The sequence below is a fragment of the Runella sp. MFBS21 genome (assembly GCF_029433105.1).
Taxonomy (GTDB): domain Bacteria; phylum Bacteroidota; class Bacteroidia; order Cytophagales; family Spirosomataceae; genus Runella.
This window is the reverse complement of the sequence record NZ_JARNTW010000006.1, coordinates 108,101-130,988: the sequence shown is the minus strand read 5'-3', so window position 1 is coordinate 130,988 and position 22,888 is coordinate 108,101. Positions and strand designations below refer to the sequence as shown.

16 protein-coding genes are annotated in these 22,888 nt (G+C 41.3%); 11 read left to right on the top strand and 5 right to left on the bottom strand.

All coding sequences use genetic code 11. The features are described 5' to 3' along the window. Positions 1–17 precede the first annotated feature (17 nt). A complete protein-coding gene (locus P1X15_RS14900) occupies positions 18–1,346 on the bottom strand; it encodes a TolC family protein (RefSeq protein ID WP_277338925.1) in 1,329 nt (442 codons plus the stop codon). Between the two features lie 202 nt (positions 1,347–1,548). On the opposite strand from P1X15_RS14900, the gene P1X15_RS14895 reads away from it, so the two are divergent. Beyond that, positions 1,549–2,421, top strand: a complete 873-nt coding sequence (locus tag P1X15_RS14895) for a glycosyltransferase family 2 protein (RefSeq protein WP_277338924.1) — start codon at positions 1,549–1,551, stop codon at positions 2,419–2,421. A 41-nt stretch (positions 2,422–2,462) separates the two neighbouring features. Then, positions 2,463–2,882 carry a DUF1801 domain-containing protein gene (locus P1X15_RS14890; RefSeq protein WP_028663663.1) on the top strand — a complete coding sequence of 140 codons (420 nt, stop codon included), beginning with the start codon at positions 2,463–2,465 and terminating at the stop codon, positions 2,880–2,882. A gap of 6 nt (positions 2,883–2,888) precedes the next feature. Here the strand turns inward: P1X15_RS14890 and P1X15_RS14885 are convergent, their stop codons facing one another. Then, positions 2,889–4,358, bottom strand: coding sequence for a M28 family peptidase (locus P1X15_RS14885; protein ID WP_277338923.1), 1,470 nt, complete (start codon positions 4,356–4,358; stop codon positions 2,889–2,891). A gap of 90 nt (positions 4,359–4,448) precedes the next feature. Then, positions 4,449–5,729 (bottom strand): DUF2851 family protein, encoded by a 1,281-nt coding sequence (locus P1X15_RS14880; RefSeq protein ID WP_277338922.1) that lies wholly within the window; start codon positions 5,727–5,729, stop codon positions 4,449–4,451. 154 nt (positions 5,730–5,883) lie between these two features. Between P1X15_RS14880 and P1X15_RS14875 the strand changes: the two genes are divergently transcribed. Continuing rightward, a complete protein-coding gene (locus P1X15_RS14875; RefSeq protein ID WP_277338921.1) occupies positions 5,884–10,842 on the top strand; it encodes a hypothetical protein in 4,959 nt (1,652 codons plus the stop codon). Between the two features lie 62 nt (positions 10,843–10,904). After that, a complete protein-coding gene (locus P1X15_RS14870) occupies positions 10,905–12,056 on the top strand; it encodes a DUF748 domain-containing protein (protein ID WP_277338920.1) in 1,152 nt (383 codons plus the stop codon). 55 nt (positions 12,057–12,111) lie between these two features. Here the strand turns inward: P1X15_RS14870 and purH are convergent, their stop codons facing one another. Beyond that, positions 12,112–13,638: a bifunctional phosphoribosylaminoimidazolecarboxamide formyltransferase/IMP cyclohydrolase gene (purH, locus tag P1X15_RS14865; RefSeq protein WP_277338919.1), complete on the bottom strand. Its 1,527-nt coding sequence runs from the start codon at positions 13,636–13,638 to the stop codon at positions 12,112–12,114. Between the two features lie 283 nt (positions 13,639–13,921). Next, the gene (locus P1X15_RS14860) at positions 13,922–15,952 is read right to left on the bottom strand and encodes a M13 family metallopeptidase (RefSeq protein WP_277338918.1); all 2,031 of its coding nucleotides are present in this window, start codon (positions 15,950–15,952) and stop codon (positions 13,922–13,924) included. A gap of 237 nt (positions 15,953–16,189) precedes the next feature. On the opposite strand from P1X15_RS14860, the gene P1X15_RS14855 reads away from it, so the two are divergent. The 7 genes from P1X15_RS14855 to P1X15_RS14825 all read left to right on the top strand — a co-directional run bounded on the left by P1X15_RS14855 (position 16,190) and on the right by P1X15_RS14825 (position 22,872). Next, positions 16,190–17,035 (top strand): S9 family peptidase, encoded by an 846-nt coding sequence (locus P1X15_RS14855; RefSeq protein WP_277338917.1) that lies wholly within the window; start codon positions 16,190–16,192, stop codon positions 17,033–17,035. Positions 17,036–17,241: 206 nt separating this feature from the next. After that, the gene (locus P1X15_RS14850) at positions 17,242–17,934 is read left to right on the top strand and encodes an NrtR DNA-binding winged helix domain-containing protein (protein ID WP_277338916.1); all 693 of its coding nucleotides are present in this window, start codon (positions 17,242–17,244) and stop codon (positions 17,932–17,934) included. A 9-nt stretch (positions 17,935–17,943) separates the two neighbouring features. Continuing rightward, entirely contained in the window at positions 17,944–19,434 is a 1,491-nt protein-coding gene (locus tag P1X15_RS14845) for a nicotinate phosphoribosyltransferase (protein ID WP_277338915.1), read from the top strand. A 12-nt stretch (positions 19,435–19,446) separates the two neighbouring features. After that, positions 19,447–20,172 (top strand): metallophosphoesterase family protein, encoded by a 726-nt coding sequence (locus P1X15_RS14840; protein WP_277338914.1) that lies wholly within the window; start codon positions 19,447–19,449, stop codon positions 20,170–20,172. Between the two features lie 22 nt (positions 20,173–20,194). After that, on the top strand, positions 20,195–21,046 hold the full coding sequence (gene prs, locus P1X15_RS14835; RefSeq protein ID WP_277338913.1) for a ribose-phosphate diphosphokinase: 852 nt from the start codon (positions 20,195–20,197) through the stop codon (positions 21,044–21,046). A gap of 406 nt (positions 21,047–21,452) precedes the next feature. Beyond that, entirely contained in the window at positions 21,453–22,028 is a 576-nt protein-coding gene (locus P1X15_RS14830) for a hypothetical protein (RefSeq protein ID WP_277338912.1), read from the top strand. A gap of 58 nt (positions 22,029–22,086) precedes the next feature. Next, positions 22,087–22,872 (top strand): hypothetical protein, encoded by a 786-nt coding sequence (locus tag P1X15_RS14825; RefSeq protein ID WP_277338911.1) that lies wholly within the window; start codon positions 22,087–22,089, stop codon positions 22,870–22,872. The last annotated feature ends 16 nt before the right edge of the window (positions 22,873–22,888 follow it).

The following is a 22,888-nucleotide window of genomic DNA, read 5'->3' as shown; positions in this document are numbered from 1 at the left end:
AAGTCAGAGGTCAAATGTTAATATGCGTTTCGGATTTCTAATAACTTGCCATTAATCATCAAGTCGGCTAAGGTGCGTAGGTATTTGTTTTGGGCGTTGAGTACTTCATTAAAAACATTCAGGTATTGGTCATAACTAAGCACTCCGCTTTTGTATTTGATAAGTACCAATCTCATGTTTTCTTCATTCAATTGATAGGTTTCTTCATTGGCCTGAAGCGAGCGTAGGAGTTGCCCATAGGTGATTCTCAAATCCCGGGTTTCGGTTTGGTATTTGAGGCTTTCGTTGTTGAGCTGCATCTGGGCAATTTCGACATTAACTTTGGCGCGTTGAATACTATTTTGACGAAGACGCCCGCTATAAATTGGGACTTCAAAACGTAGACCTGCCACGCCAATTCCAAACCATTTTTCGTTGAAATTTAGAAAATTAAGTTGATTGCGTTGGGCTTGTTCAGAGTATCGAGCATAGCCCGAGAGCAAAGGTAGTTTCTGTTTCTGCTCTTTTTTGAGGGTTTCTTTGGCTAGCAAAAATTGCTCTGCTCGTAGTTGAAGACGGGGCGCAGCGGTACTTGGCTCGTCAGTTTTAAAAGAGATCGAGGGCAGCATTTGTTTGACTAAAGCAAGAGTAAAAGGAATTCCTTCAACGAGGGCGGTAGAGTCGCCAACGAGGAGCCGCAATTGGTTTAGATTCTTCTGATATGCCATTTCGTTCTGATGGAGCGCATCTTCAATAGCCAATTGAGTCGCCCGTACGCGATTGTATTCGAGTTGGTCTATGAGCCCTTTTTGTTTACGCTCGGCAGCAATGTTCGTGATGCTATCGTTGTTGGCGAGGTTTTGGCGAGAAATATCAATGTACATCTTGGTAAACACCGTAGCAAAATAAACCCTCGCGGTTTGGGTACTGATGTCGTCTTGCAAAACAAGGGTCTGGAGTGTACCGATTTTTTGATTCACTTTAGCGATTTCTACGTCTTGTCGGAGGGGAGCATTCCAAATGGGAATCGAGCTTTCTATACCCGCCGTGAGATTATAAGGAACCCCAAATTGAATACTGCGAAACTCTCCTTCTTTGCCGCCAAAAAACTGTGCAGGAATCAGTTGGGTCGGTAATACAAAATTGTAATCAAAGGCCGTCGTAAATTTCACTTGGGGCAAGCGGGAGCCTTTGGCAAGGGCAACATTCCATTGCTGCACTTGAGCATTCTGGCGTGAAATCAGAATATCTTTATTGTTTTTTTGTGCCAGCAGGATAGCCTCATTGACGTCTTTAAGAACTGATTGGCTTAAAACGGGTCGGCTTCCTAAGAGCACAATTAAGGAAAGAAGAGCTATCTTTTTCATCAACAGGTGAGTGCTATATTTTGGTAGCGTTAAGATGATAGCCCAAAACAACTCTACCAATGACGAAAGTCAAAGTGAAGGTTTTTGAAACGGACAAAAAAAGCCATAAAGCGGAAGAAAGGCGTTACCTTTGTTGGCTGTGTGAGAGAAATTATATATTTCCTTTTTTACTTGCAGCTATTCTCAACATTGTCAAGAAATTATGCACGTTACAGGATTTACGTTTATTCGAAACGCCGTCAAGTTTGATTATCCTATTGTCGAGGCTATTACATCTATTTTGCCGATTTGTGATGAATTTGTGGTGGCAGTAGGCAAAGGCGAAGATGAAACACTTCGTTTGATTCAGGAAATTGATGCCCAAAAAATCCGCATCATCGAAACCATCTGGGACGAAAGCCTGCGAAAAGGAGGAGTGGTATACGCTAAAGAAACCGACAAGGCTTTTCAGGCAATTGCGGCGCACAGCGATTGGGGTTTTTATATACAAGGCGATGAAGTAGTACACGAAAAAGATTTGCCAATCATTAAAGAAGCCATGCAGAAGTGGAAAGACGATGCTTCGGTAGACGGTTTGTTGTTTAATTATATTCACTTTTATGGTTCATATGACTACATCGGCGATTCGCCAAAGTGGTACCGAAAGGAGATTAGAGTCGTCAAAAACAATAAAAATATATACTCTTATCGGGATGCACAGGGGTTTCGTAAAGATGTAAATCAAAAATTAAGAGTGAAGCCTATTGATGCCAGTATCTATCACTATGGATGGGTAAAAGACCCGCGCATAATGCAACAAAAGCATCTTCATGTGCATCAGTTTTGGCACGAAGATGAGGCCGAAAAGCACATAAAAGTCTCAGCTAAAGGTTTTGATTATTCCCAAATTGACTCTTTGGATAAATTTACCGGCACACATCCACAGGTGATGCAAGCGCGTATTCGCCGTCAAAATTGGGCATTTACTCATGACATTAGTCACAAAAATCTGAGCTTCAAATATCGATTTAAGCTCTGGATGGAAAAATATACAGGCTGGTATGTAGGAGAATATCGTAATTATAAAATTATATAAGAGTCATTCGACTTACCTAAACCCCCTAACTGCCGCGATTTATGACACAATATGAAGATGCAGATGATTTTTTGGCGCATCAGACCCCCGAAATCCGTCAGGTGCTTCAGTATATCCGTCAATTGATGTTGGTAGCGCATCCCAAAATGCACGAAAAGTTTATGTATAGCAATACACTTTTCTTCATGTGCTTAGATTATGTATGCTATTTTGGAAAAATCCACAAAACCAAAGGAGTCGAGATTGGGTTTGTGAAAGGGTTTTTACTTTCCAATGAGCAAGGGCTTTTGGAAGCCAAGGGACGCAAATTGATTAGAGGAATTACGGTTCGTAATCTTCAAGAATTCAAAGAGATAGAAGAATCTTTTTTGGAAATAGTACAAGAGGCGATTTTAATCAACGAAACACGCCCCGATAAGACTTTTGCCAAAATTATTTTTGAAAAAAGACAGAAAAAATAAGAACCTTTAGAACTCCTCCCATTTCCAATCTTTACCCAATACCAATTCTTTTTTCAAGCCTTGCGCAATCAATAAATCGCGGGTTTTGTTACTGTCGAGTTTTTTTGCGGGTAAATCATTGGCATTGGCCAAAGCATATAAGTACATCGCCGTAAACCGAACGCCATCGAGCATTTCGTTGCGTTTTATTAGATTGAAGTTGTCACAATTGGCATGATAGCACCCAAAAACTTCTGCCCCTAAACGACTTGCCGGTGCGCCCGTCGGAATACCTTCAAGCATAAAAGGCTGATGGTCTGAGTGGAGGCCTGCTCTGCTTACTACCGTATTGGCAAAAGAGTCATCTACTTTCTTGATTTGTTGGCCTATTACTTCAAAAAAAGGTATCAATTCGTCGCGACCACCTACGCTCATTCCGTGTACACTATTGGTCATGTCGAGATTCATCATAAACTTGACATTGTCGAGCTGTTTGGATTTTACGAGTTCTTTTACGTTTTGTTTTGAACCCAACAATCCTTGCTCTTCACCCATAAAAAGTACAAAATCTATGGTGCGTTTGGGCTTTATTTTGAGCGCTTTAAAAGCCCTCGCAATATCTAGGATAGTAAAAGAACCGAGGCCGTTGTCGGTGGCACCCGTAGCCAAATCCCATGAATCAAGATGACCTCCTATGATGATTTTTTCGGGCGATTTTCCAGGGATAGTAGCCACTACATTTCGTGCTTTGATTTTGCGACTGACATTGCGCATATCCACGATAGCGTGCAAATCGGTATCTACTTTAATCCAACTTCTGATTTCTTCGCCACTTTCTTTAGAAATATTGACGGCTGGAATCGAAATCAACGAGCCTGTTACGGAAGCGGTACCCGTAAGAAGAATATTGCCTGGAATTTGATTGACGGTGATAATAGCCGTAGCGCCATATTTGATCGCCAAGGCGGTTTTTTCGGAACGGTGAAGGTTTTTTTGCCCTGTTTTTCCGTTTACTAAGCCAATGTTGGCCAATACAATTTTACCTCTGATTTCATCTTTTAGCGCTTCAAAATCTTCTTCTAATCCATTGCCTACGTCTACGATAGGGCCATTGACTCGAGCTTCGACGGGTGAATGTGCTAAAGCCACCACCGATACAGTCCGAAAGTTGTCACTTTTGTTAGGGACGATTTCGAGCGTTACGGTATCTCGCATCCACGATTCTACCTCAAAAGGTTGGTATTTTACATCTAAATAACCGTATTTTTTGAGAAGATTGAAGGCATATTGCTCTGCCTTTGCGCCATTTGTACTGCCTGTAAGCCGATGCCCAATCGTTGAGGTTGCCTCTTGAAGGGTTTCGTAGGCACGACTATTTTTCAGGACTTCTTCATTAAGTTTTTGAAAAACACCTACAAACTCGTTGTCGCTCCGAAAACTGAGAAAAGAAACAAAAGTGAGACTGACAAAACTAGTAAGTAAAAATTGACGCTTCATACAAGGTGTTGGAGGAGGTAAATCAGCTTATAAAAGTACAAAAAAACTGATTGGGTTGTTTCCCCTTTGATTAAAGTATTTATCAAATGGTCAACGACCTCTCAAAAGCGAAGTCCCAATACTACATTGCAGACATTTTTTTTGTTGGCAAAAATTATTGTAAAGTTCAATGGCCGCTTGGGAGTCAAAAGCGTTTTCTTGTCTTAATTGCAGTGTTTTCCAGAGCTGGGTGATGTGGTTTTGTTCACCTGGAAGTTTTTCTAGCCATTCTAATGCTTTATCCAAAAAAATTCGATTGTTTTTGGCTTCCGAATAAGCCACCAAAAGCGGAATCGCTGTATTGATGATGATATTTTGGATGGAAGTTTTGCCCAAAGGTGGAATAGACTGAGCGGATTGTTTGTGAAACTGATAGTGGGTTTGCCAATAATCAGACTGCGTAACGTGGAGGGATTTTATTAACAATTCTAGGCTATCAATGTGGATAAACATAGAAAAAAAACTCGTATGTTGTTGAATAAGCGCACTCAATTGGGCCAAGCGAATAGTAGGAAAATTGGTGGGGCGCAAACGCAAAAACTTCCACTCATGAGGCAATAGACGGGTAGTAGAAAGGGTATATTTTTTACTCAAAAACAAATGTTCTTTTTGCATTAAAAGAATATGATTATCGTCGCTTTCCCTTGGAATCAATCCCGCTTGCCCAAATACCAATGCTTCGATTTGCAATAGATTATCACGATGCTTCTGTAATATTTTCAACGGAAGCCCTTGTGCCAAACGTAGCATCGGCTCTGTATTGATTTTAAAACCAAAATTTTGGGCAAGAAGTTGATATGCTGTTTCTTCCCAATCTTGTTTGTTTCTCTCCAACATCTCATGCACTACAGAAGCTTTTCTCTGGAGACGCTGCATCATGACGCGGTCGAGCATAGAGCGTTTCTGAAGGTCTGACACACTCTCAAACTGCCCTGCACACGGGATAATTTCTTGACTTTCGAGCAGTGTGTGATAGTTTTGCAAAAGCAATATAGAGGTGAGAGGTTTAAGGGCCAAAGTAGGAATGGGAGTACCGTCAGGGCGAAGAATAGGGGAGTCGTTTTCCCATACTACATGCAAAATGACACTGTCGTAGAAAGGGTCTTGATGATGATTATGCCGAAGCCAATCCGAACTACGTAGGTGCATTTCGATATTGCCCGCCCATTCGATGCCCGCAATGACGACACGCCCATTCAAAAAATCGGGGCCAGCATTGGTGTTACGCATTCCGGTAGCAAGTACTTGGAGCGATTCGTTGGCGACAGTGGCAAGGTTGGTTTTGTCAAAGTACTGAAATTGCCATAAGAAGTACAAGAAATCTTCCGACATAGGTTTGGGTTCAAAATAAAAATGGGTTAAATTGAGTTAAAATAAGTACTTTGATCGTTATATAATGTCACTACGTAAGCTTAGATGTGAGCATATCTTCGTTGAAAAGATTGATAGAATTTTACCCTTCATGTGGATTTATAAAAGGTTGTGTATGAAAAGGTTCCATTTTTTGATATTGTTGTTGTACTTGACAGGACTGAAAAGCTATTCCCAAGTAATCAAGCTATCTGAAGAGCCCGCGCAGTTTATAGCAGATGTTCAAAAAATGATGGCTATGAGCGGAAATCCGGCTTATCTCAAATCCGCCAAAAACTTAGAGACTTTGTGGCTTGATACTCGTTTGACTCAAAATCACCAAAAAAGTATCGTTGCTCTTACAAGGCGTATGGTAGCCAAAGGATATAAACCTTCCACACCGCATTTTGAACAACTATTCAGCGGGCTTTATTCGGCTTTTAACGGCTCCTTGGCTAGTCCTAACGAAGTAGAGGGGTATTTGGCGGTAGCATCGCAGGTGGTCGAGACCTATGACCCCAAAAGCTCGCAGAAGTTTTTTGAAACAGCCAGAGGAGTGTTTGAAAATAGAACGCTCTATCATTCCAATTTCAACAAGCTTTTTGCTTTAGAAGGTACTTTTAGTTTTAAATTTATCAATAACCAGACTCCTACTTCTACCACTACTCCCAACACCAAACCAGCTACTACCAATGATGGGTGGGGAGATGTAGTAGCCGATTCGACAGGCTTGCTTAGTGCTACCGCCTATGAAAAAAAGCCTCTTCCTACAGTGACGGGGGCTGTGATTGAATTTAAGAATGTAAACCTTGTGATGGTCACTGCCAATGATTCGGTAGTGTTGAGTCAAACCAATGGTAATTTGGGAATTAAAGAAGGGATTTGGGTGGGAGAACAAGGAAAAATGACCTGGGAAGTAGCGGGTGGCTCTCCAGAGCTTTTTGTTACTTTTACCAAATATGGTTTTAATACTTCTCTGCCCAAGCTAAGTGCGGAAGATGTCAAACTTAATTATATTTCTAAACTCTCCCAGCCGCTAGAAGGAACTTTTGAGTATGAGAGCAAGCGCCGTCCCAAAGGCCAACCTTCCTCTTATCCTAGATTTATTTCTTATCGAAATGATGCCAATCTCAAGGGATTGAGCAAAAATGTTCAGTACAAAGGAGGGCTATCGTTGATAGGATTAAAACTAATAGGAACTTCACTAAGTCAGCAACCTTCCACGATTATTGTCACTCATGATGGCAAAATCGCCTTCAAATCAACAGGCCGCAGGTTTGAGTTTGCCGATTCGGTGATTATAGCACCTTTGGCTACTTTTTCAGCACCTTTAGGGCAAACCGATTCACTTTATCATCCAGGGGTACGTCTTACTTACAATGACTCAGAAGGATTAGTGAAAAGTCAGCGTGCCGATCGAACAGGCTACAAATACACTCCCTATGCTGACTCGTATCATAAGATGTTTATTGAAGCCGAGATGTTACGTTGGAGTTTTGTCAAAAAGCAAATAGAGTTTTCTGTTATTGCAGGCAAGACAGTAGTTCCTATTCGATTTGAGTCTTACAGCTTTTTTAAGCCAGAGCGTTTTAGGTCTTTAAGTGAGCAGTATGGTTTTCATCCGCTTTTGATGGCATCCAACTATATTGCCAAACAGAAAACACCTACTTTTTCTTCTGAAGAGATTGCAGAATTTTATAAAAAAGACATGAATGCTGTCAGAGGGGCTTATGGGCAGATGATGTTTGACGGCTATGTCGAGGTTGACCCTAAAAATGGTTTATTGCGACTTACTGATAAAGGAATCTTAAATATTTTGGCCAACAATAAGCAAACAGACTTTGATAATTTTGCAATATCTTCTTTATATCCTGCCAATGCTACTACAGCCAATGCCTCCCTAGATTTGAAAGATAATGTACTTACTATAAGAGGAGTAGAAAAGTTTACGGTCAGCGATTCCCTCAAAATTGTGGCGATTCCTTCGGATAAAGAAGTGAAAGTATTTAAAAATCGGGATTTTATGATGAATGGTCGTTTGATTTCGGCTAATTTCCGGTTCAATGGCAGTGGTTTGGCCTTTAATTATGATAAGTTTTTTGTAGATTTAAACAAAATCGACAACATCACTTATATTCCTAAAGAATCTTACGATAAGGGAGGAACTACCGAAGTAGGAGGAGAAGTAGTATATGAAAAATCGGGGCGTATATATCTCAATGATCCCACCAATAAATCTGGGAAAAAGAAAAATTCGGTTTTTCCACGGCTAAGTGTGCCAGAAGGGATGACCGTTTATTTTGACCAGCCCGATCGAGGAAATTTAGCATACAATCGAAAAGTCTTTTTTAAAATACCTTCGGTAGATTACGATAGTTTGGGTTCTCAAGATATTGTGTTTATTGGGATGTTTAATTCAGATGGTATCTTTCCACCCTTTCAGGCCCATCTTCGCTCAATGCCCGACAACTCCCTCGGCTTTACTTACATTCCCCCTGCCGCTGGCTATAAAGTGTATGGAACCAGTACAGCTGTGAAGTTTACAAAGGAAATTGTCATGGATAAGCAAGGGCTGCGTTCGCAAGGAGAGATTTCTCATTTGAGTGCTCGTATTCCTACTCAATCAATGTTATTCATGTCTGATTCTTTGATTGCTAGCGGTGCCGAAGCCGAAATCAAAGAGGCCGTGATTGGAAAAGCCTATTTTCCAAAGGTTGATTTGCGTAACTATAGCTTACGGTGGATGCCAAAAGCAGACAGTATGTCGTTGACTACTAAGGGAAATACTTTTAATTTTTATAACGGAACTACTAAACTTGACGGGCGGATTGTACTGCGTTCTACAGGTCTGTATGGAAAAGGGTTTTTGCGTCGTGAAGACTCTGAGCTTACTTCTCAAGACATCAAGTTCAACAAAGAAGGGTTCTTAGCAGGAGAATCACAATACAAGATTATATCGGCTACCAATACCACTCGTCCAGTGCTTTTAGGACAAAATGTAGATGTTGATTTCAATATTGTGAAAGGAATTGTAGGAATTTCTACCAGTCAAAAATCTATCGAAAATACTTGTATGGAATTTCCCTTTGCATCGTATCGGACGTCCATTAACCGTGCACAATGGAATATCAATGCTAAAACCATCGCCATGAAAGGCGATGTAGCTACTTCTACTTTTACAGCTACTGCCCCAGAGCAAGAAGGTCTTACCTTTAATGGTTCGTCGGCTTTGTATGAAATCGAAAAAATGACCCTCAATATTGGCGGAGTTCCTTTTATTAAGTCAGCTGATGCTAAAGTATTGCCAGATAAAGGAATGGTGATAGTACGCCGTAATGGAGAAATGTCAGCTTTTAAAAATGCCCGTTTGGTATTAGATACGCTCAATGAATACCATCGACTTAAAAACGGAAATATTCAAATTATGTCGCGTACTAAGTTTATAGGGGATGCTACGTATTTGTATGCTACCGTCACCAACGACACTATTCCGGTAAAAATGGGGAATTTTGATTTAAGGGCGGTATCTTCACCAACGGTATCGTCAAATAGCAGAACGGCAAAAAATGCTAAAAATAAAGTGTTTTCGACCGTAGCACGTGCCGAGATTGTGGAAGTTGACAATTTTGTGATTGGTCCTCGACTTCAATACAAGGGAGGCATGACTATGATAGCTCCAGAGCCTAACTTGCAGTTTGACGGCTATATAAAGCCTATTATCAAAAAACGCCCCGATTTGGTAGCGTCTTGGATTCCATTTAAAGAAACTCCTACCAAAGATGTAGCTCTAAAAGTAACTCCCGAGCTCAAAAATGAAGCAGATTTGCCTATATCAGTAGGGTTACATTTTCGCTCTGGAGCCGATGGCTTGTACAATACCTTCTTATCACCTAAAGAATCTCGTAACGATCAAGACATCTTTGATGCAGAGGGCTTGTTGAGGTTTGACGAAAAAACAAAAGTTTTTAAAGTAGTTTCTGAACCCAAAAAGGCAGATGAATTAATAGACGAAGAAAATGCTTATACTTTCAATGACGCTAAAGGAACTATAACTTACCAAGGAAAACTTAATTTTGTGAGCGGAGGAAATGTCAAACAAGGGGAGGAGATGTTTTTAGCAGCAGGAAGTGTAAATACAAATATTGATAGTACAACCTATCGATTCAATACGTTGCTTTCGTTTAATTTCCCCACCAGCAAAGAAATCATTGCCAAAGCAGGAGAAAAAATTGTCCAGACCAACTTAGATGAGCAAAATAGCGACCCTGCCGAGCCAGAGTTTGAGCGTTTAGGAGCTAAACTTTCGGCGCTTATTGGTCGAAAAGCTACCGATAGCTACATCGCACGCACAGCAGCTGCTTATAAACCCCTCTTTGATGCTTCGCCCAAGTTCAATGCTACCTTGGTGTTTTCAAATGTAAATTTGCGATGGTCTGCGCCACAGAATGCCTTTTATAGCGTAGGTAAAATAGGTGTTTCAAATATTGGTTCTACAGATATTAATGCCGAAATGGAAGGGATGATAGAAATTCGTAAAAATCCCCGTGGCGACGAAATCAGCATTTATATCGAATCTTCCGAAGATGTTTGGTACTATTTCGATTGGCAACAAGACAAACTGGCAATGGTGTCTTCTGACCAAGAATTGAATGATTTTATCATGGTCAAATCAAAAGATAAAAAAGAGTCGACTGTTTTGCCTATTGGATATGAAGAGCGAGATTTGTTTGTTGACAGATTCAACTCTTTGTATCGTCCTAAGCCCAAAAAACCTGTAGTAGTCAAAGATTCCAAAACCCCTACTAAAACTACCGCCCCCAAAACATCACCTAATACCAAGACTGCTGCTACGGCTGCTCCTAAAGAGAAAGAACCTGTAGAAACCACCCCCATAGAAACCAAAGAAGAGGCGGAGAAAGTGGCAGAAGTAGAAAAAACAACACTGCCTACTGCCAAAGATAAAACCTCCAAAGACACTAAATCTACGGCCAAATCTACCGACCCTAAAGCTAAACCTGGTGCCAAAGTTGCCCAAACTCCTCCTAAAGCTCCCGCAAAGAAAAAAGAGAAGGAAGAAGAAAAAGAGGGATTCTAATCGTCTGGGCATGATTTTTTAGGTGTAAAACAATAGCGCTTTACACCTAAATGTTTCATACCATGGAGATTAGACGATTTTATGCTACTAAGAGATTTAAGGTATTTGCGATTACCATTGGAGTGCTGGTTATTATCCGCCTCTTACTTCCTTATATAGTGCTTCATTATGCCAACAAAACCTTGGCTACCATGTCTGGGTATTATGGTCATATATCTGATATAGACTTATCATTGTACCGGGGTGCGTATCAGATTAAAGAAATCTTCTTGAATAAAGTCGACGACAAATCCCACCAACAAACCGAATTTTTCAAAGCCCAAAAAGTGGATTTGGCTATTCAATGGAAGCCTCTTTTTAAAAGACGAATCGTAGGCCAATTGATATTTGAAAAACCTACTTTGATTTTTACAAAAAACAAAATAGAATTAGAAGACGTCCAAAGAGATTCTAGTGATTTTAGAAAAATACTGAAAGACTTTATGCCACTTCAGGTCAATCTTTTTGAGATTAGAGAAGGAAGTATTCATTATGTGGACCCCTATGTTAGTCCCAAAGTAGATATATCGTTGGAAGACACTTATGTGCTTGCACAAAACCTAACCAACGCCGAAGAAAAAGATAATGATTTACCAGCTACTGTTTCGGCGCGAGCTATGGCTTATAAAGGTACTATGAGCTTGAATTTAAAACTCAACCCTTTAGCTTATGATGCTACGTTTGACCTAAATGCCGAAATCAAAAATTCTAATTTAGTTTTGCTTAACGACTTTTTTAAAGCCTATGGTCGTTTTGATGTCAGTAAAGGAAGTTTAGGACTTTATACCGAATTTGCCGCCAAAGAGGGGAAGTTTAAAGGCTATGTAAAGCCTATCATCAAAGATTTGGAAATCTTGGGTCAAGAAGATAAAAAAGATTCTTTTTTTCAAAAACTATGGGAAGGGATTGCGGATGGAGTGGGGAATGTACTCGAAAATCCAAAAAAAGAGCAGGTTGCTACTAAATTGGCGATGGAAGGAAGTTTTGAAAAACCTCGAATACGCACTTTGGATGCGGTTTTCGAGCTACTTCGCAATGCTTTCATAAGAGCATTGGTACCTAGTGTAGATCATCAGATTACATTAAACTCTCTTCAAGAAGTAACAAAAGAAGATAATCGAACGCTATTGCAGCGGATTTTGAATAAACCCGCAAAAGAGAAGAAGAAAAAGTAAAACAAAAAAGCCGCATTCAGAGCGGCTTTTTTGTTGAAATACAGAAAATATTTTCTTAGTGTTTAAAATGGCGCACACCTGTCGTGACCATCGCCAACTCATTAGCATCACAATAATCGATTGACTCTTGGTCGCGAATAGAGCCGCCAGGCTGAACTACCGCGGTAATCCCTGCAAGATGTGCAATCTCTACACAATCGGCAAAGGGAAAAAACGCATCGGATGCCATGACAGCACCTTTAAGATCAAACCCAAAAGCCAGCGCTTTTTCAATGGCTTGACGTAGAGCATCTACCCGTGAGGTTTGGCCTGTACCACTAGCGATAAGTTGGTTTTCTTTTGCCAAAACAATGGTATTTGACTTGGTATGTTTACATACTTTCAAGGCAAATTCGAGCGCTTTTACTTCTGACTCAGTAGGTGCTACTTTAGTGACAGTCTTAAATTGAGCCGCTCCTTCCACTACTAAGTCTTTATCTTGTTCCAAGACACCATTTAAGATAGTCTTAAACATTTTGTTGGGAAGCTGTACATTTTTGCGCTGGAGCAAAATACGGTTTTTCTTTGATTGGAGCACCGCCAAAGCATCGGCTTCGTAGGCAGGTGCAATCAAGATTTCCATGAATAGCTTATTGAGTTCTTCTGCTGTAGCCAAATCTACCGTGGCATTGGTAATAATCACCCCTCCAAAAGCCGATACAGGGTCGCAAGCAAGAGCATTGACGTAGGCATCATGAGCAGTAGAAGCAGTAGCTACTCCACAAGCATTGGTATGTTTGATGATAGCAAAAGTAGGAGCATCTCCGAATTCGTCAATCAAAGATACACAGGCGTCTACATCTACTAAGTTGTTGTAAGAGAGTTCTTTGCCGTGAAGTTTGTCAAACATTTCGTCTAAATTTCCGTAGAAAGTAGCCGATTGATGAGGGTTTTCTCCATAACGAAGCGAGTTTTGGGGAAGTGCCGTAAAATCATAAATGCTGGCCTCTCCTCCTGCTTTTTGTACAAACCATCGATTGATAGCCGTATCATAGTGGCTCGTAGTCGCAAATGCTTCAAGTGCATAACGGCGACGGTCGGCTAGTTCGGTAGCACAGCCTTTTTGGGTTAGTATTTCCAAAACATCGACATATTGTGTACGCGATGATACAATAAGCGAATCTTGGAAGTTTTTGGCTCCTGCTCTAATCAATGAGATACCTCCAATGTCGATTTTTTCGATGATATCTTCATCGCTTGCTCCTGAAGCTACCGTTTCTTCAAAAGGATACAAATCCACCACCACGAGATCGATAGCCGGGATGTTGAATTGGGAGGCTTGAGCCAAGTCACCTTCATCATCACGACGGTATAAAATCCCCCCAAAAACCGCAGGGTGGAGGGTTTTGACGCGCCCCCCAAATATAGAAGGGTAGCCCGTAAGGTCTTCGACGGCCGTAACAGGAACGCCCAGGCTTTCGATAAATGTTTGAGTTCCGCCAGTTGAGTACAGCTTAACGCCGTTTTGGTGGAGAAGTTTGACGATAGGTTCGAGGCCGTCTTTGTAATAAACCGAAAGTAAGGCCGATTGGATTTTTTTCATTGTATTGGATGCGATTGCACGATTGATTCTTCCGCTTTACTCCTAAAGTACTTTTGTTAGTTTTGGTTTGATTATCAAATCATTAGTACTGTTAAGTGCGGTTAAATAACAACTGAGTTTTACTGCTGAAAAATGAAGCCGCAAAATTACGGTTTTTAATTTTAGAAAGAGAAGAAAGAAAAAAGAAAAGCTGAAAGGAGCGATTATAAAAGCCGAAAAACAGACACCCCCTTTTTCTTTTTGGAAAAAGGGGGTGTTATGGGAAAATAAATGAAGCTAAATCTTACCAGATTTTCACACGAATATTTTCGGGGCGATACATCTTATCGCCGGGTTGTACCCCAAAAGCTTTGTAAAACGGTTCGAAATTTGACAAAGGGCCGTTGGCTCTAAATTCGCCAGGAGAGTGCGGGTCGGTATTGACACGCAGGCGAAGTGCTTCGTCGCGGGTTTTGGTACGCCATATTTGTCCAAAAGCCAAGAAGAAGCGCTGGTCGGGAGTGAAGCCATCTGTTTTTTCGTTGCTTTTCCCCTGTTTGGTAAAGGTCTTGAATGCTTCATAAGCTACTGAAAGCCCGCCAATATCGGCGATATTTTCACCTAGGGTAAGTTGTCCTTTTACATGAAGACCATCCAGTACGGTATAGCCGTCGTATTGGTCAATTACGACTTGGGCGCGTTGTTTAAATTGGTCGTTATCGTCTTTTTTCCACCAGTTTTTGAGCATTCCCATATAGTTGTATTGACGGCCTTGGTCGTCGAAGCCGTGCGTCATTTCATGACCAATCACCGCACCAATAGCACCGTAATTGAAGGCATCATCAGCTTCAGGGTCGAAAAACGGCCACTGCAAAATACCCGCAGGAAAAGCGATTTCGTTGCGAAGTGGGCTATAGTAAGCATTGACCGTAGGTGGAGTCATTCCCCACTCAGATTTGTCAACGGGTTTGCCTAGGCGTCCGAGCATTTCTTCGTAGCGCCATTTACCAAAAGCACGGACGTTTCCATAGAAATCATCTCTTTTGACTTTTACTCCCTCATAATTTTTCCATTTGGAAGGATAGCCAATTTTGGGCGTAAATGCCTTCAATTTTCTCAGGGCCTCTACTTTGGTTTCAGCGGTCATCCATTCAAGTTCGTTGATACGTTTTTCAAATACCTTTTGGAGATTTGCCACTAGTTCATCCATACGTTTTTTGGCTTCTGGCTTGAAGTATTTTTCTACGTAGAGCTGTCCTAGTAAGTCGCCTGCGAGATTGTCTGTAAGGCTAGAAATACGTTTCCAACGTTCTTGCTGTACTTTTTGACCGTTCAAGGTTTTGCCACTATATTCAAAACTCGCATCCACAAATGGCTTACTCAAGTAGCCCGAAGCTCCGCTGATCACCGAAAATTTTAGCCTAGCCTTCAAAGTCTCAATATTGGCCATAGGTAACATTTCGTTGAGGGCTTCGTAGTACTTAGGCTGCGCTACTATGATTGTGTCGGTTTTCATGCGGAGGGTGGTAAGCACATTTACTAAGTCCAAGTTAGGAACTTTGGCCGCAAAATCTTTAGTAGCAAACTTGTTGTAAAGCGCGATAGGATTACGCATTTCGATGCGTCCCATGTGCGAAGTGGCGATTTGAGTTTCTAACGCCAAAATATCTTCCGCAAGTTGCTTGGCTTTGGTAGCTTCAGTACCCGTAAGAGTAAATAGCGTCGAGATATAGTTTTTGTAAGCTTCTCTTACTTTGACGGTAGAAGGGTCGGTTTTGGTATAATAATCTTTTTCGGGAAGTCCTGTACCAGTCTGACGCATACTCACAATGTATTTGTCAGGGTCTTTGGCATCTTGACCTACTCCTGCACCAATAAAAGTGCTTCCTCCTTCGAGTGGATGGGTAGCTGAGTAGCGCAGCAATCCTTTGTAATCTTTGATTTTATCGATTTCGGCCAAGATAGGTTTGATGGGCTCGTAGCCACGTTTTTCGATTGCTACCGTATCCATACCTGAAGCAAAGAGGTCTCCCACACGCTGCTTTACACTCCCTGCAGGAGCTTTACTTGTGGCAGCTTCTTCCAAGATTCCTTTTAGGTTTTTTGTGTTGTTGTTACGCAAAATATTGAAAGAACCCCACGCCGTTTCGGAAGCAGGGATTTCGGCTTTTTTGAGCCATCCACCGTTGGCATAAAGAAAAAAATCTTCACGCGGACTTACCGACAAATCCATTCCAGAGAGATCAAGACCCCTAACGGGCTTGGGGTCGTCGGTTTTGATAAAAGACAGCAGCCCTAGGATAGACAAGCCGGCTGCAAGGTGTAGTTTTTTCATATTGGTTTTAGTTTTGAATAAAAAAGCACGACAAAATTCTTTAATAAAAGTAATATTTCATGCTTTTGTTTTAAAGAATCTATCTTAATCGGCACTTTGTGTCGGTGAAATCGAAAAGTTTGAAGAAATAAAAGAGAGACAGAAAAGCCCTCAATCCTCTCTAAATTTAACGATAACGTGGAGAATAGATTTGGTCAGAAAAAGACTTTACTGGGTAAATCTAAAATTAGTTTTTTCATGAGTTATTTGAAAACCCTCACCCTGTTATTGGTTTTTGGGATGTCTACTCCAATCTTACGCGCCCAATCATCTCCCGAATTTGATATTTTTCAAGCTTTACCTGCCGATAAGCAGTTAGGTAAATTTTGTGGATTTGAAATGGCTACTTTTACCTTCAATGGACGTCAGGCCAAAGTTGTCAAACCACGTCAGATAGGACTAACGGCGCCTTGGATATGGCGAGCACGGTTTTGGGGACATGAGCCTCAGGCCGATAGCGCTTTGTTGGAACGGGGCTTTCATGTGGTATATTGTGATGTCGCGGAGTTGTTTGGCAATAGTCAAGCGATTGATATTTGGAATCAATATTATGCTTTGATGACCAAAGCGGGTTTGTCCTCGAAAGTGGCGCTTGAAGGTTTTAGTAGGGGAGGAGTGTATGTTTATAATTGGGGTATGGTCAATCCCGAAAAAGTGTCGTGTGTATATGCCGATGCCCCCGTGCTCGACCTCAAAAGTTGGCCCGGTGGCAAAGGACGCGGCCCGGGCAGCAAGCGTGATTGGGAGGTATTCAAAGAAGATTATAACTTAAAAACGCAAGAAGAAGCAGCTCAGTTTAAAGGAAGCCCGATTGACAATGTCGATAAAATCGTCAAAGCAGGTTTTCCTATGCTTCATGTTTGTGGAGATGCCGATGAGGTAGTACCTATGGATGAAAATACTGATTTGTTCGAAAAACGAGTCAAAGCTTTAGGTGGAAATATCATGGTCATCCACAAACCCGGCGTTAAGCACCACCCTCATAGCCTCCAAGACCCTTCGCCTATTGTAGCTTTTGTATTAAGAGCTACTTATTCAAGATAATTAATGAGTAGACTTTCCAAGTTTCTAAAACTTAGAAAGTCTGATAAACTAAAAACTAGGGCTTTAGCCCTGACTTCATAGAAATTACTGCTTCCCTTATTTTAGGATAAAACGACCGTTAAATCATTTTGTGTAAAAAATACGCAAAATGATTTGCGGGTTAATTTGTTTTGATTTTACTTTGCGTCAGCAAAACACAAAGTAAAGTGAACAACGACCTCTCTCAATACCCACGCCCGTCAGTTACGGTAGATTGCGTGGTATTTGGATATGATACCCAACAGCTGTCAGTATTGCTTTTGCATCGTAAAGAGGAGCCTTTTGCCAATCATTGGACGCTTTTGGGCGGGTTTTTACGTCTTGATGAAACCTTTGAGGTAGCCGCAGAGCGTATCTTATCGAGCAAGGCAGGATTGGCAGGCTTATATTTAGAGCAACTCTACACTTTTGGCAGTCTCGACCGCGACCCGCGCGGGCGTGTTCTTGCGGTTTCTTACTTTGCCTTGGTCAATCCACGTCAATATAATTTGGTGGTGGGTAATATGGCTCATGATTTACGTTGGTGTCCGCTCAGCGATTTGCCCACTTTGGGGTTTGACCACCAGCATATCATTGAATTGGCACGGAAGCGATTGGCCTCTAAGGTGACTTATCAACCCGTGGGATTTGAGCTTTTGAACGAAAAGTTTACCATCACGGAGCTGCAAGACTTATACGAACGCATCTTGGGGCAATCGCTCGACCGCCGTAATTTCTACAAAAAAATCATGGCGACCGGTGTTCTTAAAGCTACTGGCGAACGCCGCGAAGGTCTCAAAAGCCGCCCTGCTGAGATGTTTGCTTTCGACAAAACACGTTATGAACAACTCATCGAAGAAGGATTTCAATTTAAAATCTAAAATACAGTCATGAAAACACTCCCCGTTCTCTTAAAAGATGGCTACAAAGTTGGCCACAAATTTCAATATCCCGAAGGCACTACCTTGGTGTATTCAAATTTTACTCCTCGCAAATCACGCAATGAAGAAGTAAATGAAATCGTATTTTTTGGGTTACAGTATTTTATCAAAGAATACCTAATTCGACAGTTTGACGAAAACTTTTTCCAATTGCCCAAAGAAGATGTGATGCGTTTGTACAAACGTTGTATCGATAATTATCTCGGCAAAGACAGCATCACTTACGATCACATTGAAGCGCTGCATGATTTGGGGTATTTGCCCCTTGAAATCAAAGCCCTGCCCGAAGGTACTCGTGTACCTATGCGAGTACCTGTACTTACGATTTGGAATACAAATCCAGCGTTTTTTTGGGTTACTAATATGCTCGAAACCCTCATGAGTGCTATCTTATGGAAACCTTCTACCTCAGCCACTACCGCAGCGGAGTATTGGGAAACCTTCGTAAAATACGCGCAAACTACCGTAGGAGAAGATTTGAGTTTTGTGCCTTGGCAAGGACACGACTTTTCGTTTCGGGGAATGTCGGGTATCGAAGATGCCGTCATGAGTGGAGCGGGGCATTTATTGTCTTTTGCGGGTACGGATACCATTCCTGCGATTGATTTTTTGGAGCAATATTATAATGCCGATGCCGACCAAGAGCTGATTGGTGGCTCAGTACCCGCTACAGAGCACAGCGTAATGTGTATGGGTACGCAAGATGCAGAGATAAGTACCTTTGAGCGTCTTATTATGGAAGTTTACCCGACGGGTGTAGTATCAATTGTGTCTGATACTTGGGATTTTTGGCAGGTTATTACGGAGTTTTTGCCCCAACTCAAATCGCAAATTCTGGTGCGAGATGGCAAAGTGGTGATTCGGCCTGATAGTGGTGACCCTGTCAAAATCATTGTGGGCGATACTGATGCTCCCCAAGGAAGCCCTGCTTACAAAGGAGCAATCGAGTGTATGTGGGAAACTTTTGGAGGTACAATTACTCCTCAAGGATACAAGTTATTGGATAGTCACATTGGATTGATTTATGGCGATAGTATCACTCCTGCTCGACAGCTTGCGATTTTAGAAGGTCTTAAACAAAAAGGTTTTGCAAGCTACAACGTGGTGCTCGGGATTGGCTCTTACACTTACGAATACGTCACGCGTGATACCTTTGGGTTTGCGATGAAAGCTACCTATGGAGAGGTAAATCACCAAGGACGTGATATTTTTAAAGACCCCAAAACCGACGACGGCACCAAAAAATCAGCCAAGGGCTTGATGGCTGTACATCGTGATACTTCTACGGGGCAATACATCTTGAAAGACCAATGTACTTGGGAAGAAGAAGCGCAGGGAGAATTGAAAACAGTTTTTAAAGATGGCAAATTGTTGGTAGATTGGAAGTTGGAAGAAATTAGAGAAAGGGTGAGGCAAAGTAATTTATCCTTTTTGACCTAAACACAATAAAGCATGAAAAGAACGCTAGTCATCGGGGATATACATGGAGGTTTGCGGGCATTGCATCAGGTACTTGAAAGAGCTGATGTTTCAACGGATGATACGCTTATCTTCTTGGGCGATTACGTAGATGGCTGGAGTGAGTCGGCGCAAGTAATATCATTTTTGATAGATTTAGAAAAAAGCCATCGATGTGTATTTATTAAAGGAAACCATGATTTGTGGTGCGAGGGATGGCTAGATGCGGGCATTGCCCCCCATACTTGGCTTATGCACGGTGGGAGCAGTACCGCCAAAAGCTATCAGGATGTTGCTATCGACATGCGTTTGGTACATTTGAATTTCTTCAACGGCATGAAATTTTATCATATCGATGGCCAAAATCGGCTTTTTGTACACGCAGGTTATACGTCAGTGTATGGGCCGGAAGAAGAACAGTACCCCGACAATCTTGCTTGGGATAGAACCCTCTGGGAAACGGCGATGGTGATAGATAGTGGTCTCAATCCTGATTTGTTTCCGCGACGATTGAAAATGTTTAACGAAATTTTTATCGGTCATACACCTACCATAAGATATGGGTTTGAAACCCCCATGCATCGATACAATGTCTGGAATATAGATACTGGAGCGGCATTTTATGGTAAACTTACTCTTTTAGATGTAGATACGCATCAGTACTGGCAAAGCGATACAGTACAAAATTTATACCCTGACGAAAAAGGACGCAACCAATAACAAAACTTACATACAGCCTTTTATGAAAACGCTCAACTTAATTTCTCCCCTCTCTTCTGAGATTCTATTTCAAATTTTTACTTTTCCAGATGGTCAGCCTCATATTAAGCTTGATTTAAATACAGTACATGAGGTTAAAAGCTGCTGTATCTTAGCTCGTATTTCAAATATGAATGATTTGTTTTTGGTATTGGCTGCCAAAAACGCTTTAGACACTGCGGAGGTCGAGGAAGTGGAATTATACATATCGTATTTGATGGCTGCACGCATGGATCGGGTGATGACAAGTGGTGAGCCTTTTTCTTTAAAAATTGTAGCTGATATTTTGAATCTAGGTAACTTCAAAAGAATCAAAATTTTTGACCCACACTCTGATGTTGCCACGGCCTTGGTCAATCGCTCGGTAGCGATTGATAATGCAATCTTGGTTAGAATGGCTATTGACGATTTTACCGAAAAATACTCCACCAATAATAACTATTGTTTGGTTTCACCTGATTCGGGGGCGTTAAAGAAGGTTTATAACGTAGCTCAGCAACTTGGCGTACATGACGTAGCAGAGTGTATCAAACACCGAGATGTAAGCACCGGACAGCTCTCAGGTTTCAAAACTTTTGAAGAAAATTTTGAGCAAAAGACTTGTTTCATCGTCGATGATATTTGCGACGGAGGAGGCACGTTTGCAGGTATTGCAGCCTTGCTTAAGAGTCGTAATGCCGGCAATGTGGTATTGGTAGTAAGCCACGGTATTTTTAGTCGAGGACTTACAATAGCAGGAATTGACCATATTTATACTACTGATTCGTATCAATCTTTTGGAGAAGTACCCCCGAATTTTAAGTCCTATGAAGTTGGCACAATGTTAAGGCCATAGCGATAATTTGTATGCCAAAAATATTCTTGACAAAAAGAGCTTAAATGGCATAGTTTTTGATAGATTGTTTTGAAATTCCTTCCTTATTTCTTCTAGGCTTACACTGCTTCAAAGCAAGCGCCATTTAGCTAAGGTGTTTGTTGTAAGAGTTTTTTGTCTATTCCTAACGGTTACATTTAGGGGGTGATGCATAAAATGGCTTTAAAGTTGCCCTAAATTTGGTTAATATAAGTTGCATAAAGTTCATGTCTATTTCTTCCGTAAAGACTTCTTAAACGTATTTATGGAAGAGTTGTATATGTTCATTTTTCAGAAGAGGAGATTTGGTTCGAGCAGTTATTAATTACCAATTTAAACGCTTTGCCCTTTTCATAACTATATATTTTAACGTAACCAGATTAACCAAATGAAAAATGTTTTTTGCAACCTAGTTTTTCTCGCAATGCTAGGTGTGTGTACTTCATCATTTGCGCAAGATGACAAGGATGATACCCACACCATTCAGATTACGATTCCTGAAGTAGCACTTCTTGATATCGAACCTAGTGGCTCAAAGAATATCTCTTTGGCTTTTACGGCGCCTACCGAGGCCGGAAATCCCATCACAGCCCCAACAGCTAACAATTCTCTTTGGCTCAATTATTCATCTATTGTAGCTTCTACAGGAGAGACCTCTCGAACAGTAAGCGTGCAGATTACGAGTGGCACGGTACCGAGTGGAGCAGACTTAACTCTGCAAGCCGCTGCTCCGTCGGGGTCGAATGGAGGAGGGACTATTGCTAATTCTGCTTCTTCTACACTCACTTTGAGTGGTAGTAGCCAAACCTTACTAACCGGTATCGGAAGCGGCTACACAGGGGATGGTGCCAATAATGGGCATCAGCTGACCTATAATTTGGCGCTTGCTTCAGGTGCTTATTCAGACTTGAAGCACGATGCTAGCACCACCGTTACCGTCACCTACACTATTTCAGATCAATAACTCCCCCAAAGGGTAAAGTTTAGGAATCCGATCCATTTCATTAATTTTTGTACGACATATGGCTAAGTTTTTTATTCAGGCTATTAGTCTGATGTTAGTTAGTGGATGGGTATCGGCCAAAATCATTGTTTTGAATGGCCTGACTCATATACATTCGGGGAATCAAGGGCAGGCGATGAATGGAAAGATTCAGGTCAAAAATGTAGGTACAAGTCCCGAAAAAGTCTTGGTATATAAAAAAGGATTGGTTCAGACTTGTGACGGTAAAACCGATTTTGTGGAAGTAGGTGCCGATCCCAGAACTTTGGGCAAATGGTTGGAAACCAACATTGACGAAAAAGTTTTGGAAGCGGGCGAAAGCTATGAGATTCTTTATACTATCCGTATTCCACAAGATTCGACTTTAGGTGGTTCTTATTGGGGGGTGCTCATGGTAGAAGGAGCGCCCCCACTTTTCAAAGAAAAAGAAGGGAGCTTGGCGATAGAATCTCGAATCAGATATGCCGTTCAGGTAGTATTGGATATTGGAATTTCTGAAAGCCCTCAATTACATTTTGAGAATGTAGTCTTCAAAAAAGCGGACCCAAAGCATAAAATCGTGCAAGCCAAAATCAAAAACCTTGGGAAGTTTATGGTAATTCCTAAGCTTATGTTGGAGATATATGGCAAAGACGGGCAAAAACTTCTGGCATTGGAAGCACCTTCTCAAAAAGTATATCCTTTCACGTGTAAGGATTTTGATATCGAAATCAAAGACCTTCCTTCTGGCAAATATGAGGCTGTATTGATTGCCGACTATGGACAAAATCTGTTTGGGACCAATTTGGTCATAGAGATAGACTGACAATATCCATGAGATA

Coding starts and splice junctions, on each gene's coding strand:
- P1X15_RS14900 (WP_277338925.1), bottom strand. CDS start 1,346: ATGAAAAAGATAGCTCTTCTTTCCTTAATTGTGCTCTTAGGAAGCCGA.
- P1X15_RS14895 (WP_277338924.1), top strand. CDS start 1,549: ATGCACGTTACAGGATTTACGTTTATTCGAAACGCCGTCAAGTTTGAT.
- P1X15_RS14890 (WP_028663663.1), top strand. CDS start 2,463: ATGACACAATATGAAGATGCAGATGATTTTTTGGCGCATCAGACCCCC.
- P1X15_RS14885 (WP_277338923.1), bottom strand. CDS start 4,358: ATGAAGCGTCAATTTTTACTTACTAGTTTTGTCAGTCTCACTTTTGTT.
- P1X15_RS14880 (WP_277338922.1), bottom strand. CDS start 5,729: ATGTCGGAAGATTTCTTGTACTTCTTATGGCAATTTCAGTACTTTGAC.
- P1X15_RS14875 (WP_277338921.1), top strand. CDS start 5,884: ATGAAAAGGTTCCATTTTTTGATATTGTTGTTGTACTTGACAGGACTG.
- P1X15_RS14870 (WP_277338920.1), top strand. CDS start 10,905: ATGGAGATTAGACGATTTTATGCTACTAAGAGATTTAAGGTATTTGCG.
- purH (WP_277338919.1), bottom strand. CDS start 13,638: ATGAAAAAAATCCAATCGGCCTTACTTTCGGTTTATTACAAAGACGGC.
- P1X15_RS14860 (WP_277338918.1), bottom strand. CDS start 15,952: ATGAAAAAACTACACCTTGCAGCCGGCTTGTCTATCCTAGGGCTGCTG.
- P1X15_RS14855 (WP_277338917.1), top strand. CDS start 16,190: ATGAGTTATTTGAAAACCCTCACCCTGTTATTGGTTTTTGGGATGTCT.
- P1X15_RS14845 (WP_277338915.1), top strand. CDS start 17,944: ATGAAAACACTCCCCGTTCTCTTAAAAGATGGCTACAAAGTTGGCCAC.
- P1X15_RS14840 (WP_277338914.1), top strand. CDS start 19,447: ATGAAAAGAACGCTAGTCATCGGGGATATACATGGAGGTTTGCGGGCA.
- prs (WP_277338913.1), top strand. CDS start 20,195: ATGAAAACGCTCAACTTAATTTCTCCCCTCTCTTCTGAGATTCTATTT.
- P1X15_RS14830 (WP_277338912.1), top strand. CDS start 21,453: ATGAAAAATGTTTTTTGCAACCTAGTTTTTCTCGCAATGCTAGGTGTG.
- P1X15_RS14825 (WP_277338911.1), top strand. CDS start 22,087: ATGGCTAAGTTTTTTATTCAGGCTATTAGTCTGATGTTAGTTAGTGGA.